Source organism: Variovorax sp. 350MFTsu5.1 (assembly GCF_048302515.1).
GTDB lineage: Bacteria > Pseudomonadota > Gammaproteobacteria > Burkholderiales > Burkholderiaceae_C > Variovorax > Variovorax guangxiensis.
This window is the reverse complement of the sequence record NZ_CP157620.1, coordinates 1,233,775-1,247,029: the sequence shown is the minus strand read 5'-3', so window position 1 is coordinate 1,247,029 and position 13,255 is coordinate 1,233,775. Positions and strand designations below refer to the sequence as shown.

Annotated in this window: 14 protein-coding genes; 9 read left to right on the top strand and 5 right to left on the bottom strand. The window is 68.2% G+C overall.

Translation table 11 applies throughout. The features are described from left to right. The first annotated feature begins 21 nt into the window (after positions 1–21). The 5 genes from ABL843_RS05415 to ABL843_RS05395 are packed head-to-tail and all read left to right on the top strand — an operon-like array spanning position 22 to position 4,780. The gene (locus ABL843_RS05415) at positions 22–1,011 is read left to right on the top strand and encodes a TRAP transporter substrate-binding protein (protein ID WP_126021322.1); all 990 of its coding nucleotides are present in this window, start codon (positions 22–24) and stop codon (positions 1,009–1,011) included. A gap of 26 nt (positions 1,012–1,037) precedes the next feature. Beyond that, complete coding sequence (locus ABL843_RS05410) at positions 1,038–1,568, top strand: TRAP transporter small permease (protein WP_126021323.1); 531 nt, start codon at positions 1,038–1,040, stop codon at positions 1,566–1,568. Positions 1,569–1,592: 24 nt separating this feature from the next. Then, on the top strand, positions 1,593–2,852 hold the full coding sequence (locus ABL843_RS05405; RefSeq protein WP_126021324.1) for a TRAP transporter large permease: 1,260 nt from the start codon (positions 1,593–1,595) through the stop codon (positions 2,850–2,852). A 39-nt stretch (positions 2,853–2,891) separates the two neighbouring features. Further along, positions 2,892–3,770, top strand: coding sequence for a transketolase (locus ABL843_RS05400; protein ID WP_418119218.1), 879 nt, complete (start codon positions 2,892–2,894; stop codon positions 3,768–3,770). After that, positions 3,767–4,780, top strand: coding sequence for a transketolase family protein (locus ABL843_RS05395; protein ID WP_126021326.1), 1,014 nt, complete (start codon positions 3,767–3,769; stop codon positions 4,778–4,780). Before ABL843_RS05400 ends, ABL843_RS05395 begins: the two co-directional genes overlap by 4 nt. A gap of 149 nt (positions 4,781–4,929) precedes the next feature. On the opposite strand, the gene glmS is transcribed toward ABL843_RS05395, so the two are convergent. Beyond that, a complete protein-coding gene (glmS, locus tag ABL843_RS05390) occupies positions 4,930–6,810 on the bottom strand; it encodes a glutamine--fructose-6-phosphate transaminase (isomerizing) (protein WP_184634850.1) in 1,881 nt (626 codons plus the stop codon). A gap of 138 nt (positions 6,811–6,948) precedes the next feature. On the opposite strand from glmS, the gene ABL843_RS05385 reads away from it, so the two are divergent. Continuing rightward, positions 6,949–7,440, top strand: coding sequence for an Lrp/AsnC family transcriptional regulator (locus ABL843_RS05385; protein WP_418119217.1), 492 nt, complete (start codon positions 6,949–6,951; stop codon positions 7,438–7,440). Positions 7,441–7,449: 9 nt separating this feature from the next. On the opposite strand, the gene glmU is transcribed toward ABL843_RS05385, so the two are convergent. Beyond that, positions 7,450–8,880, bottom strand: a complete 1,431-nt coding sequence (glmU, locus tag ABL843_RS05380; protein WP_418119216.1) for a bifunctional UDP-N-acetylglucosamine diphosphorylase/glucosamine-1-phosphate N-acetyltransferase GlmU — start codon at positions 8,878–8,880, stop codon at positions 7,450–7,452. A 40-nt stretch (positions 8,881–8,920) separates the two neighbouring features. On the opposite strand from glmU, the gene ABL843_RS05375 reads away from it, so the two are divergent. Further along, positions 8,921–9,775 carry a DUF6279 family lipoprotein gene (locus tag ABL843_RS05375; protein ID WP_418119215.1) on the top strand — a complete coding sequence of 285 codons (855 nt, stop codon included), beginning with the start codon at positions 8,921–8,923 and terminating at the stop codon, positions 9,773–9,775. 25 nt (positions 9,776–9,800) lie between these two features. Here ABL843_RS05375 and ABL843_RS05370 read toward each other — a convergent pair whose 3' ends face one another. Continuing rightward, entirely contained in the window at positions 9,801–10,571 is a 771-nt protein-coding gene (locus ABL843_RS05370; protein ID WP_375792071.1) for a Crp/Fnr family transcriptional regulator, read from the bottom strand. A 92-nt stretch (positions 10,572–10,663) separates the two neighbouring features. Between ABL843_RS05370 and ABL843_RS05365 the strand changes: the two genes are divergently transcribed. Next, positions 10,664–11,074 (top strand): BLUF domain-containing protein, encoded by a 411-nt coding sequence (locus ABL843_RS05365; protein ID WP_126021331.1) that lies wholly within the window; start codon positions 10,664–10,666, stop codon positions 11,072–11,074. Between the two features lie 65 nt (positions 11,075–11,139). On the opposite strand, the gene ABL843_RS05360 is transcribed toward ABL843_RS05365, so the two are convergent. Then, the gene (locus tag ABL843_RS05360; RefSeq protein ID WP_184634843.1) at positions 11,140–11,457 is read right to left on the bottom strand and encodes a DUF2917 domain-containing protein; all 318 of its coding nucleotides are present in this window, start codon (positions 11,455–11,457) and stop codon (positions 11,140–11,142) included. A gap of 170 nt (positions 11,458–11,627) precedes the next feature. Here ABL843_RS05360 and ABL843_RS05355 point away from each other — a divergent pair, with 170 nt between their 5' ends. Then, on the top strand, positions 11,628–12,611 hold the full coding sequence (locus ABL843_RS05355; protein ID WP_176668509.1) for a LysR substrate-binding domain-containing protein: 984 nt from the start codon (positions 11,628–11,630) through the stop codon (positions 12,609–12,611). Positions 12,612–12,635: 24 nt separating this feature from the next. Here the strand turns inward: ABL843_RS05355 and ABL843_RS05350 are convergent, their stop codons facing one another. After that, positions 12,636–13,253 carry a 5-formyltetrahydrofolate cyclo-ligase gene (locus ABL843_RS05350; RefSeq protein WP_125948468.1) on the bottom strand — a complete coding sequence of 206 codons (618 nt, stop codon included), beginning with the start codon at positions 13,251–13,253 and terminating at the stop codon, positions 12,636–12,638. Between the last annotated feature and the right edge of the window lie 2 nt (positions 13,254–13,255).

Genomic DNA, 13,255 nt, shown 5'->3' with positions numbered 1-13,255 from the left:
ACAAAATCCAGGAGACATCGCATGAACCGCCAACATTTCATCCGCAGCGTGCTTGCCACCTCCCTCGGCCTGCTCTGCGCTGCGGGCGCCGCCGCACAGACAGTCAAGCTCACGCTCGGCCACGGCGCCGCGATCGGCAATCCGCGGCATGAAGCGGCCGTGAAGTTCGCCGAGGTCGTCAAGGCCAGGTCAGGCGGCCGCATCGAGGTGCAGGTCGCACCTTCCGGCCAGTTGGGCGACGACGCTGCCATGGTCACCGCACTGCGCACCGGTGCTCTCGACATCAGCGCGAACTCGCAGGGTGCGGTGGCCAATGCGGTGCCCGAGTACGCCGCTTACGGCATGCCCTTCCTGTTCGCCAGCCCGGCGGCTGCCTTCAAGGTGCTCGACGGCCCGCTCGGCAAGGAACTGGCCGACCGTTCGGCCGAAAAAGGCATGGTGCTGCTGGGTACCTGGGACAACGGCATCCGGCAGATGACCAACAGCAAGCGCCCGATCAACGGCCCCGAGGACCTCAAGGGCCTGAAGATGCGCGTGCCGCCGGATGCGACCCTGGTCGACATCATGAAGGCGCTCGGCGCCGAGGCTCAGCAGATCAAGTTCGCCGAGCTGTACGTGGCCCTGCAGCAGGGAGTGGTCGATGGGCAGGAGAACCCGCTCGTGAATTTCCACGCCAGCAAGCTCTACGAAGTGCAGAAGCACCTGGCCATGACGAATCACCAGTTCCAGATGACGCCATTCCTGATGAGCAAGCGCAGCTGGGACAAGCTGTCGGAAGCAGACCGCAGGATCGTGCTGGAGGCCTCGACCGAAGCCACCGCGCTGCAGCGCAAGCTGTCGCAGGACGCCGACGAGAAGCTGCTGGCCGACCTCAAGGCCAAGGGCGTACAGGTGACCACCCCTGCGCCGGCACCCTTTGCCAAGGCCACGGCGGAAGTCGTCACCAAGTGGGCAAGCGGCCCCATCGGTGCCTACGTCAAGAAGGTCGTTGCGGCCGCCCAGGCGCTCTGACCGATAGCCACGCCAAGGAGATCCCCATGGTCCACGCCCCTAACGGCTGGATCGATGGCGTCATCGCCGGCATCTGCCGCGCGGTGCTCTGGCTGTCGACCTCCGTCATCTTCCTGATCCTCGTGGTCAACACGGTGCTGCGCTATGCCACCGGCTCCAGCCTGGAGTGGGCCAACGAGGTGCCCGAGCTGCTGTTTCCCTGGCTCGTCATGGCCGGCGTCGTCATCGCCGCGCAGCAGGGCGCGCACATCGCCACCACGTTCTTGATGGACGCGCTGCCTGCTGGCGCACGCCGTGTGGTTGCCACGTTCGCCTGGCTCGTCGTGGCGGCGATGTACGGCACGCTGTCGGTCGCCACCTTCCGCATGCTGGAAATCGTGCACGACGAGAAGTCGCCGATCCTGCAAGTGCCGGGCTCGGTCACCTATGGCTGCGTGATGGGGGGCATGGCCCTGCTCGCGGCGCTGGCCCTGCAATCGGGCGTCAAGACGTGGCGCAGCACGCCGCTGCCGCCTTCAGCCGACGCGGAGCCGGTCGTCCCGGCCGCCCACTGGTAAAGCGCAACACGACAAGGACCCGACATGAGTGCCCTGATTCTTCTCGTGTTCATGGTGGCCGCCGTGGCGGCCATGCCCATCGCTCATGCGCTGCTCGTGGCAGCCATGGCCGCGGCGGCCAGTTCGGACAAGGTGCCTCTCGACCTGCTGGTGCAGCAGATGGTCGCGCAGGTGCAGAGCTTCCCACTGATCGCCATCCCTTTCTTCATGCTCACCGGCAGCCTCATGATGGGCGGCAAGCTGGGCGAAGCGCTGGTCGGCGTGCTGTCCACGCTGCTGGGGCGCTTCCACGGCGGCCCCGCCCAGGTCGGCGTTTTGTCCTCCACGCTGTTCGGCGGCGTGTCGGGCTCGGCGGTGGCGGATGCCTCGGCCATCGGCTCGCTCATGATCCCCTGGCACAAGCGCCTGGGGTACCCCGCGGCCTTCTCGGCGGCCACGCTGGCGGCGGCCGCCACCATCGACATCCTGATCCCGCCGTCGATCCCGATGATCCTCTTCGCGTTGACAGCCAACGCGTCGATCGCCGACCTGTTCGTCGCCGGCGTGCTGCCCGGCCTGCTGATGTGCGGCGGCTTCATGTTCATGTGCTGGTGGGTGGGCCGGCGCCGCAACTTCCCGCGCGAGACCGCGCCCTTCGACGGCATCGCATTCCGCAGGCATCTGGCTTACGCCTCGCCCGCGGTGCTGTTGCCCGTGCTCATCATCATCTTCCTGCGCTTCGGCATCGCGACGCCGACCGAGGTGGCCGTTCTGTCGACCCTGTATGCGGGCGTCGTGTCGGCGGTGATCTATCGCGACCTGGGCTGGAAGCGCCTGAACGACGCGGTGGTGCACGCAGGCTTGGCAACCGGCGTGGTGCTGCTGGTGATCATGGCCTCCGCCGCCATCGGCTGGCTGCTCACCTTCGACCAGATGCCCCAGGGCATCGCGCAGTGGGTGCAGCAGAACGTGCATGCGAAGGTGCTCGTGATCCTGCTGATGAACCTGCTCATGCTCTTCCTCGGCATGTTCATCGACCTGCCTGCGGCCATCCTGCTGCTGACGCCGGTGTTCGTTCCGCTGGCGAATTCCATCGGCATGGACATGACCCAGCTCGGGATCATGATGGTCGTCAACCTCGCCATCGGCCTGTACACGCCGCCGGTGGGCACCACGCTGTTCATCACCAGCGCGCTGGCCAAGGTCAAGGTCGGGCAGACCGTGCGCGAACTGGGCCCGTTCTACCTCGTCGCCTTTGGCGTCCTGGCCCTCGTGTCGTATTTCCCGTCCTTCATCCTGAAGTGACCCAGATCCCCCATCCCCCGTGTCTTCTAGGAGAAATTCATGACCGATTCCGCGGCGTTGCCTTCAACGGCCACGCAAGCGCTGGCACAGGCTGCCTGGCGCATCCGCCGTTACGCCCTGCGCATGGGCGAAGTGCAGGGACAGGGCTACATCGGCCAGGCCCTGGGCTGGGCCGACGTGCTGGCCGTGGCTTACCGCCACGCCCTCACCCTGCGTCCCCGCGAGCCCGAATGGGAAGGCCGCGACCGCTTCCTGCTCTCGCATGGTCACTACGCGATTGCCCACTATGCGGCGCTCATCGAGGTCGGCGTGATCGACGAGAGCGAACTCGAGACCTACGGTGGCGACGACAGCCGCCTGCCCATGTCCGGCATGGCCGCGTACACGCCCGGCATGGAGATCTCCGGCGGCTCGCTGGGCCAGGGACTGGTCATTGCCGTCGGCATGGCGCTGGGCCTCAAGCAGAAGAAGAACCCGGCCTTCGTCTACAACTCGATGTCCGACGGCGAGCTCGACGAAGGGTCGACCTGGGAGGCCGCCATGGCCGCCGCTCATCACCGGCTGGACAACCTGGTCTGCCTGGTCGACATCAACAATCAGCAGGCCGACGGCCCTTCGAGCAAGGTACTGGGCTTCGAACCCCTGGCCGACAAATGGGCGGCGTTCGGCTGGCACGTCCAGCGTGTGGACGGCAACGACCTGCCGGCCGTGCTGAGCGCCTTCGACGCAGCCCGCGGCCTGCGCGATGCCAAGCCGCGCGTGATCCTGTTCGACACGCTGATGGGCAAGGGCGTGCCTTTTCTGGAGCAGCGCGAAAAGAACCACTTCATCCGCGTCGACCCGCCCGAATGGCAGCAGGCGCTGGCCATCCTCGACGCGAGCCGCCCCGAACCATCCACCGAAGGAGCCCTGGCATGAGCCAAGCCATCGCAGAGAAAGCAAAGCCCCGGCTGACGACGTCGGCCATGATCGCCTCCATCGCCTCCGAAGGCCAGCGTGTCAAGGCGGCCCCCTTCGGCAAGGCCCTGGTGGAGTACGCCGCCGATCGGCCCGAGGTCGTGGGCCTGACGGCCGACCTCGCCAAATACACGGACCTGCATCTTTTCGCCCAGGCCTATCCCGAGCGCTTCTTCCAGATGGGCATGGCCGAGCAGCTGCTCATGGGAGCCGCCGGCGGGCTGGCCAAGGAGGGGCTCGTGCCCTTCGCGACCACCTATGCCGTCTTCGGCACCCGGCGCGCCTACGACTTCATCCACCAGGTGATCGCCGAGGAAAACCTCAACGTCAAGATCTGCTGCGCGCTGCCGGGCCTCACCACCGGCTACGGGCCCAGCCACCAGGCCACCGAAGACATCGCCATGATGCGCGGCGTGCCCGGCCTGACCATCGTGGACCCGTGCGACGCCCTGGACATCGAGCAGGCCGTGCCGCAGATCGCACAGCACCCCGGGCCGGTCTACATGCGCCTGCTGCGCGGCCAGGTGCCGCTGGTTCTGGACGAGATCGAGGGCTACCGCTTCGAGCTCGGCAAGGCCAGGATGCTGCGCGAGGGCGCAGACGTGCTGGTCATCTCCAGCGGCATCCTCACCATGCGTGCGCTGGAAGTGGCGCAGGACCTGGCCGCCGACCGCGTCGGTGTGGCCGTGCTGCACTGCCCGACCATCAAGCCCCTCGATGAAGCCGCCATCGTCGCCGCCGTCGGCGCGGCGCCCCGTCTCGTGGTCGTCGCCGAGAACCATTCGGTGGTCGGTGGCCTCGGCGAGGCGGTGGCGTCGGCGCTGCTACGGCATCGTGTGCAGCCCGCCCGCTTCGAACTCGCCGGCCTGCCCGACGCCTTCCTCGATGCGGGTGCGTTGCCAACCCTGCACGATCGCTACGGCATCAGCCGGGAAGTACTGGGGCGGCGCATCCGCGGCTGGCTGGGCTGAGGGGCGTTCGAACGGCTTCGGGCCCGCGCTTTGGCGCCATCGGTGCGGCGCCGGTCGTTTTCACCGAGTGACTACGCAGACCGCGTCATTTCTCGAGGAGCGGTCAGCGCCAGCTGCGTTCAACGCCCTTCCACCAGTCGCCCCCAGCCTCACTCCACCGTCACACTCTTCGCAAGATTGCGCGGCTTGTCCACGTCGGTCCCCCGCGCGCAGGCCGTGTGATACGCCAGCAGCTGCAGCGGCACCACGTGCAGGATCGGCGAGAGCGCGCCGTAGTGCTCGGGCATGCGGATCACGTGCAGGCCTTCGCCGCTCCTGATCTTCGTGTCGCCGTCGGCCAGCACATAGAGCACGCCGCCGCGGGCGCGCACTTCCTGCAGGTTGCTCTTGAGCTTCTCGAGCAGCGCGTCGTTGGGGGCCACGGCCACCACGGGCATCTCGCTGGTCACCAGCGCGAGCGGGCCGTGCTTGAGTTCGCCGGCGGCGTAGGCCTCGGCGTGGATGTAGGTCACTTCCTTGAGCTTGAGCGCGCCTTCCAGCGCGATCGGGTAGTGCAGTCCGCGGCCGAGGAAGAGCGCGTTGTCCTTGCGCGCGAAGTCTTCGGCCCAGCCGATGATCTGCGGCTCCAGCGCGAGCACCGACTGCAGCGCGACGGGCAGGTGGCGCATTTCCTTCAGGTAGCGCGCCTCCTCGGCATCGCTCAGCCGGCCCTTGGCCTGCGCGATGGCCAGCGTGAGCAGGAAGAGCCCCGCCAGTTGCGTGGTGAAGGCCTTGGTCGAGGCCACGCCGATCTCCACGCCGGCGCGCGTGATGTACGCCAGCTTGCACTCGCGCACCATCGCGCTGGTGGCCACGTTGCAGATGGTCAGCGTCTGCTCCATGCCCAGCGAGCGAGCGTGCTTGAGCGCGGCCAGCGTATCGGCCGTTTCGCCCGACTGGCTGATGGTGACGACCAGCGTCTTCGGGTCGGGCACCGATTCGCGGTAGCGGTACTCGCTCGCGATCTCGACCTGCGTGGAGATCTTCGCGATGCCTTCGAGCCAGTACTTGGCGGTGCAGCCGCTGTAGTAGCTGGTGCCGCAGGCGAGGATCAGGATCTTGTCGATGTCCTGGAACACGCGGTGCGCGCTCGCTCCGGTGGCACCGTCTTGGCCGATGCCGTCGAACAGCTCGGGCACGATGCCTTCCACGCCCTCGAGCGTGTCGCCGATGGCGCGCGGCTGCTCGAAGATTTCCTTCTGCATGTAGTGGCGGTACGGGCCCAGTTCGGCCGCGCCGCTGTGGGCGAGCACGGTGCGCACCTGGCGAGTGACGGGCTTGTGGTTCCTGTCGACGATCCAGTACTTGCCGGGCTGCAGGTCGACCACGTCGCCCTCTTCCAGGTAGACGATCTGGTCCGTCACGCCGGCAAGGGCCATCGCGTCGCTGGCCAGGAAGTTCTCGGCGCCGTCCTTGCCCGCGCCCAGGATCAGCGGCGAACCCGCGCGCGCGCCGACCACGCGCTGCGGCTCGTCGCGGCAGATCACGGCGATGGCGTAGGCGCCGTGCAGCTGCAGCACGGCGGCCTTCACGGCCTCGAACAGGTCGCCGTCGTAGAGGCTGTCGACGAGGTGGGCGATGACCTCGGTGTCGGTCTGGCTCTCGAAGGCGTAGCCCTTGGCCTCGAGCGCGGCGCGCAGGCTCTCGTGGTTCTCGATGATGCCGTTGTGCACCAGCGCGATGCGGCCCGGCCGCGCGGCCTGCGCGTCGGCCCCCGGGCCGTGGCTGAAGTGCGGATGCGCGTTGTGCACCGCCGGCGCGCCGTGCGTGGCCCAGCGCGTGTGGGCGATGCCGGTGAGGCCCTCGAGCTTGTCGTCGCGCACCTGCGCCACGAGGTCGGCCACGCGCGAGGTGGTGCGCGCCCGCGTCAGGCCGCCGGCATGCACCGCGACGCCACAGGAGTCATAGCCGCGGTACTCGAGCCGCTGGAGGCCCTGCACGAGGACCGGAACGATGTTGCGATGGGACGCTGCCCCGACGATGCCGCACATGGTGAGCTGCCTTTGAATGGAGAAGAGGCTCGATGGTAGGAAGGCATGGAAGAAATATGCATTCGAAATTCAATTGATTTCGTACTTTTATTTCTCCATTTCGGATGATTGGAGTTTTATTCCATAATTTCATTGAATATGGAATCAATTTCCCTCGATTCAACCGACCTCCGCCTGCTCGACGCCCTGCAGCGCGACGCCTCCCAGACCAACCAGCGCCTGGCCGCCGACGTGGGCATCTCACCGCCCACCTGCCTGCGCCGCGTGCAGCGGCTGCGCGACGTCGGACTCATCGAGCGCCAGGTGGCGCTGCTGTCGCCCGACCGGCTCGCCGCGGTGCTGGGCCACGGCCTGCAGGCGGTGATCGAGATCTCGCTCGACCGGCAGGACGCCGCCTCGCTCGACGCCTTCGAGACGCGCGTGATCGCCGACGACGCGGTGCAGCAGTGCTGGCGCGTATCGCCCGGCCCCGACTTCGTGCTGGTGGTGGCGGCGCGCGACATGCCGGACTACGGCGCGCTCACGCAGCGCCTGTTCACGGCCGATGCGAACGTGCGCAACGTCAAGGCCTTCTTCAGCCTGAAGCGCGCGAAGTTCGAGCCCCGGATGCCGCTGGCATCGGGGGCCTGAAGGCCGTCGTCAGGCCTTCGGCTTCTTCTGGGGACGCTTCCAGTTCGGGAAGCTCACCGCCTTGCTGCGCGCCACGGTCAGCGCGCCCGGCTCGGTCGACTTGTTGATGGTCGAGCCGCCGCCGATGGTGCCGCCCGCGCCGATGGTGATGGGCGCCACCAGCACGCAGTTGCTGCCCACGTGCACGTCGTCGCCGATCACGGTGCGGTGCTTGTTGGCGCCGTCGTAGTTGGCGGTGATGCTGCCCGCGCCGTAGTTCACGCGCTCGCCCACGGTGGCGTCGCCCAGGTAGGCCAGGTGGTTGGCCTTGGCGCCGGCGGCCAGCGTGGAGTTCTTCACTTCGACGAAGTTGCCGATGTGCACCTCGGCGCCCAGCTGCGCGCCGGGCCGCAGCCGCGCGAAGGGGCCGATCAGCGCGCCCGCGCCGACGGTGACGCCGGCCTTCTCGCCCTCGATGTGGGTGAAGGGATGGATCACCGCGCCGGCCTCGATGCGCGCGTTGGCGATCACGCAGTTCGCGCCGATGCGCACGCCCTCGCCCAGCGACACCGCGCCCTCGAAGACGCAGTTGACGTCGATCTCCACGTCGCCCGCGCATTCGAGCGTGCCGCGCAGGTCGAAGCGCGCCGGGTCGGCCAGGCGCACGCCCTGCTCCATCAGCGCGTTCGCCTGGCGCAGCTGCCATGCGCGCTCCAGCGCCGCGAGCTGTGCGGGGCTGTTGATGCCGGCCACCTGAAGCGCGTCGGTGGTGATGTGCGCGACCACGGGCACGCCGTCGGCGGCCGCGAGCTTCACGACGTCGGTCAGGTAGTACTCGCCCTGGGCGTTGTTGTTGTCCAGCCGCGCGAGCCAGCCCTTGAGCAGCCGCGCGGGCACGGCCATCACGCCGCTGTAGATCTCGCGCACCGCGCGCTGGGCCTCGGTGGCGTCCTTGTGCTCGACCACGGCCTGCACCTCGCCGCTGCCCGCTGCGCGGATGACCCGGCCATAGCCCGAGGGGTCGTCGAACTCGATGGTCAGCAGTGCGAGCTTGCCGCCGGCACTGGCCGCGACGAGGGCACGCAGGGTTTCTTCGCCGATGAGCGGCACGTCGCCCGAGAGCACCACCACCGTGCCGTCGTCCGCCAGCAGCGGCGCGGCCTGCTGCACCGCGTGGCCGGTGCCCAGCTGCGGCTCCTGGCGCGCGAAGCGCAGGCTGGCATCGCCGATGCCGCCAGCCATCGAGGCCTCGACCTGGTCGGCGCCGTGGCCGGTGACCACCACCACGTCGCGCGCCCCGATGCGCGCGGCGGTGCCCGCCACGTGCGCCAGCAGGGCGCGGCCGCCCAGCCGGTGCAGGACCTTGGGCAGCCTGCTCTTCATGCGGGTACCCTTGCCGGCGGCCATGATGACGACGTCGATCGGTCCGTGGTCGCTGTTCTGTTGCGGAGGTTGATTCATGCGTTTCTTTTCCAGGATTCGTTGCGCGACTTGCTCGGCAATGAGCCGAATTATCGGCGCGCTGCTCGTGGCCACCGCCCTGGGCGCCTGCAGCGCCATCCAGCTGGCCTACAACAACCTGCCCACGGTGAGCTATTGGTGGCTCGACGGCTACCTCGATTTCGACGGTGCCCAGACCCCGAAGGTGCGCGACGAGCTCGCCCGGCTGCTGGCCTGGCACCGGCAGAACGAGCTGCCGCGCATCGCATCGCTGCTCAAGGAGGCCGAGACGATGGCCCCGGGCGAGGTGACGCCCGAACAGGTCTGCGCCATGTCCGACCGCATCCGCGAACGCCTGCTGGCCGTGACCGAGCGCGCCGAACCCGCCGGCACCGAGCTGGCTCTGAGCCTGAGCGAGGCCCAGCTGCAGCAACTGGAGCGCAAGTACGCCAAGAACAACGCCGAATACCGCAAGGACTGGCTCGACCGCACGCCCGCGCAGGTGCACGAGAAGCGCTACGACCAGTTCCTGGAGCGCACCGAGGATTTCTACGGCCGGCTCACGAACGAGCAGCGCGACCTGCTGAAGCAGCAGGTCGCGCAGTCGGTGTTCGATCCGAAGCCGGCGGACGCCGAGCGCCGCAAGCGACAGCAGGAGGCGCTGAGGCTGCTGCGCGGCTTCCTCGCCAACAAGACCCCGCCGGCCGAGGCGCGGGCCGCGCTGCACGACTACATCCAGCGCATCGCCGAGCCGCCGCCCGGCCCCTGGCGCGACCAGCAGCGGGCCCTGCTGCAGGAAGGCTGCCGCAACACCGCGGCCATGCACAACAGCACCAGCGCCAGCCAGCGCGCGCAGGCGGTGCGCCGGCTGCAGGCCTACCAGGACGATCTGCGCCAGCTGGTGGCGGCGCGCTGAAGACGCCGGCTCCGGAAGGCGGAGCTCACAACAGCGGTGTCGGCCGTATCGGCCGCTCGAAGTAGTCGCCCAGCGCTTCGAGCGCATGCGGCTCCATGATGCGCAGCCAGCCGGCGTCGATCTTGTACAGCCCCAGGCGCTGCAGCCGCCGCAGCGTCTTGTTGGTGTGCACCAGCGAAAGCCCCAGCGCGTCGGCGATGTGCTGCTGGTTGAAAGGAAACTCGACCCAGCCGTCGCGCTCCATGCCTACGCGCTGCGCCCGGCGGTACAGGTGCATCAGCAGCATCGCCACCCGTTCGCCGGCATTGCGCCGGCCGGCGGTGACGAGGTTGTCGTCGACCATCTTCTCTTCGCGCGCGGCCAGCCAGGTGATGTCGTAGCCGAGCTTGGGCTGGGCATGGAACAGCTCCCACAGCCGGTCGCGCGAGAAGGCGCACAGCGTGACGTCGGAGACCGCCTCGACACCATGGGTCTGGCCGTCGGCGAACTCGTCCTGCAGGCCCAGGAAATCGCCGGGAAGCAGAAAGCTCAGGATCTGCCGCCGGCCGTCGCTCAGCGTCTTGTAGCGGAAAGCCCACCCCGCATAGAGGGTGAACAGCTGCGCGCTGCGCCGGTGCTCCTCGATGATCGCGCCGCCGGCCTCCACGCGGCGGGCGCCCACGCGGAAGGACTGGATGGTCTTCAATTCCTCCTGCGAGCACGGCAGGAAGGCGTCCAGACGGCGCAACGCGCATCGGTCGCACGAATTCGCGCCGACGGGCGGGGCGGCGGCAGCTGGGTAGTCCTCGAATTTCACACTGCACTATAGGCGCCCGGCCTGTGTCTTTTGACATGCCCAGGGCTTCCCCCGGCCACCTACACTCTGCGCGCCCCTCCGACTCCGAACGCATGACCGACGAAGCAACGCTCCCACTTCACGAAATCTTCTACTGCAGCATGCTCACGCATAGCCTGCCCCCGCAGACCGTGGGCCAGATCGTTTCCCGGGCCCGCACCCAGAACGCGCTGCACGGCATCACGGGCCTCCTGGTGTTCGACGGAATGCGCTTCTGCCAGCACCTGGAGGGCCCGGCCGATGCCGTCAGCGCGCTGATGCAGCGGATCGAGAAGGATCCGCGCCATGTGGACGTCAGGGTGGTCCACCGAGCCCCGCTGGAGGTTCGCCGCTACAGCGGCTTCGGCATGGGGCTGGCGGAATGCGAGGGCCCCGACCTGATGGCGGGCGTGCATGCGCTGACCGGGGAAGCGGCGCTGAGGCACTTCCTGGCGCTGGTGCCCAGCTTCGACATCAACGGCTGAGCGGCCGCCAAAAAAGGAAAAGGCGGCCGAAGCCGCCTTTTCAAGCACCTGGAGGACTGGAACGATCAGGCGTTGTCCCAGCTGTAGGTGGCGCCATAGCCATCCCACGCCTCCATCACGATGCGCTGGCCCGCGGCCACCATCAGCGACTCGCCGGGGGCGAGCACCAGGTCTTCGCTGGGGTTGGCGAGCGTGGCGTCGGGCGTGATCCACACGCGGCCCTGCTTCACGCGCAGGACGCTCGCCGCCCGCGCCTTCAGGCTCATCGCCTCGCCGGGAGCGATCTGCCATGCGCCGCGGCGCACTGCCGGCGGGACGGTGGCGGCGCGAGCCGGGACGGAGAGGGACGAGAGCGATTCGGTGGTGCAGACGGCGGTGGACATGGTGTAACTCCTTGGGGCTTTGCCGAGGCGCTTGACAGAAAGAGGCAATTGCGCAGTTCGGGAATGAATGATCGTTTGTGCGGCGTTGGCGGTCCAATGAAAACGAGTTAGCCTACTGATGCTGGTTTCGCATCAATTGACTGGCCGCGAGACGACCCGGATTCACACCCATGCAACATTCCCAGACCCATCTGCGCTCCCGCCCGATCTCCGCCGGGCATCTGCGCGCCTTCGAGGCGGTGGCCCGCCACCTGAACTTCCGGGCGGCCGCCGAGGAAATGGCGCTGACCCAGTCGGCCGTGAGCCGCCAGATCCAGTCGCTGGAAGAGGAAGTGGGCGTGGCGCTGTTCCTGCGCCACACGCGCGCGGTGGAGCTCACCAGCGCCGGCGCCCTGCTGCTGCTGGCGGTGCAGCAGTCGCTGCCGCGCATCGACACGGCCGTGCGCCAGATCCGCCAGAGCGCGGGGCGCCAGAGCGTGTCGCTGACCACCTTCGCCTCGTTCGCCTCGATGTGGCTGATCCCGCGGCTGGAAGCCTTCCAGCGCGACAACCCCGAGATCGACATCCGCATCGACGCCAGCGACGTGGCGGTCGACCTCGACGTGGCCGACGTGGACATCGCCCTGCGCTACGGCCCGCGCGATTCCATGCCCTCCGGCGCCGTGCGCCTGTTCGGCGAAACGCTCACGCCCGTGGCCAGCCCCTGGCTGCTCAAGAGCAGCCCGCCGATCAAGACGCCGGAAGACATGACCCGGTTCACGCTCATCGAGGCCGGCGACGCCCACCGCACGCACCTGGAATGGCTGACTTGGCGCCGCTGGTTCGAGGTGAACGGGCTGGAGCGCGCCCAGCCCAAGCGCTGGCTCTACTTCAACTACGCCTACCAGATGGTGCAGGCCGCCCTCACCGGCCAGGGCGTGACGCTGGCGCGCAGCTCGCTGATCGCCGAGAGCCTGGCCAACGGGGATCTGGTCGAGGTGCTGCCGCAGCACCGCATGGATTCGCCGATGTCCTACTGGATGATCGCCGGCCCGCGCAGCATGCAGCGCCCCGAGATCCGGGCCTTCTGCGACTGGCTGCAGCTGCAGGCCGTGACCACGCGCGAAACCATCGGCGAGGTGCCCGACCCGGATACCGTCGACGACATCGACTGACGGACGACCGAGTTACCGGGCAGCTCAGCTCGTGGGCCAGACCACGCCGTTGTCGTTGAGGATGGCGTCCAGCGGCAGGTCGTGCGCCTCGGGCTCGAAGTCTTCCAGGAAGCCGTTGGTGAAGCCCAGCCCCACCGTGAAGGGCCGGGGTTCCAGCGCGGCCAGCGTGCGGTCGTAGAAGCCGCCGCCGTAGCCCAGCCGGTAGCCCCCGGCGCTGTAGCCCACGCAGGGCACGAACAGCAGGGTCGGCACGATCAGCTCGGTGTCCTTGGGCTTGGGGATGCCGTAGGCGTCCTCTTCCATCTGGCAGCCCGGGTACCAGGCGTGGAAGGTCAGGGTCTTGTGAACTTTGTCGATCACCGGCAGTCCGATGCGGCGGCGCTGCGGCTCTTCCATCAGCTCACCGTCTTCCTTCCAGCGGTGCAGTGCGGGCAGCGGATCGAACTCGCCCTTGATCGGCCAGTAGGCACCGATCACCGTGTCGGGCCGGCCCACGAGCCAGATCCGCATCACGCGCTGCAGCAGGTCGGCGCGCGTCAACCGGTCGGGCATCGCAAGGCGTTGCTCGATGAGTGCCTTTCTCAACTGTTCCTTAAGAAAACTCGCCGTTGCCGAGGTGTCGGCACCCTTTGACTTGTCCATAA

Excerpts from the sequence above, each read along its gene's own strand:
- ABL843_RS05375 (WP_418119215.1), top strand. The coding sequence starts at position 8,921 with ATGAGCCGAATTATCGGCGCGCTGCTCGTGGCCACCGCCCTGGGCGCC.
- ABL843_RS05405 (WP_126021324.1), top strand. The coding sequence starts at position 1,593 with ATGAGTGCCCTGATTCTTCTCGTGTTCATGGTGGCCGCCGTGGCGGCC.
- ABL843_RS05365 (WP_126021331.1), top strand. The coding sequence starts at position 10,664 with ATGACCGACGAAGCAACGCTCCCACTTCACGAAATCTTCTACTGCAGC.
- ABL843_RS05410 (WP_126021323.1), top strand. The coding sequence starts at position 1,038 with ATGGTCCACGCCCCTAACGGCTGGATCGATGGCGTCATCGCCGGCATC.
- glmS (WP_184634850.1), bottom strand. The coding sequence starts at position 6,810 with ATGTGCGGCATCGTCGGGGCAGCGTCCCATCGCAACATCGTTCCGGTC.
- ABL843_RS05355 (WP_176668509.1), top strand. The coding sequence starts at position 11,628 with ATGCAACATTCCCAGACCCATCTGCGCTCCCGCCCGATCTCCGCCGGG.
- ABL843_RS05385 (WP_418119217.1), top strand. The coding sequence starts at position 6,949 with ATGGAATCAATTTCCCTCGATTCAACCGACCTCCGCCTGCTCGACGCC.
- ABL843_RS05415 (WP_126021322.1), top strand. The coding sequence starts at position 22 with ATGAACCGCCAACATTTCATCCGCAGCGTGCTTGCCACCTCCCTCGGC.
- glmU (WP_418119216.1), bottom strand. The coding sequence starts at position 8,880 with ATGAATCAACCTCCGCAACAGAACAGCGACCACGGACCGATCGACGTC.
- ABL843_RS05400 (WP_418119218.1), top strand. The coding sequence starts at position 2,892 with ATGACCGATTCCGCGGCGTTGCCTTCAACGGCCACGCAAGCGCTGGCA.
- ABL843_RS05360 (WP_184634843.1), bottom strand. The coding sequence starts at position 11,457 with ATGTCCACCGCCGTCTGCACCACCGAATCGCTCTCGTCCCTCTCCGTC.
- ABL843_RS05350 (WP_125948468.1), bottom strand. The coding sequence starts at position 13,253 with ATGGACAAGTCAAAGGGTGCCGACACCTCGGCAACGGCGAGTTTTCTT.
- ABL843_RS05395 (WP_126021326.1), top strand. The coding sequence starts at position 3,767 with ATGAGCCAAGCCATCGCAGAGAAAGCAAAGCCCCGGCTGACGACGTCG.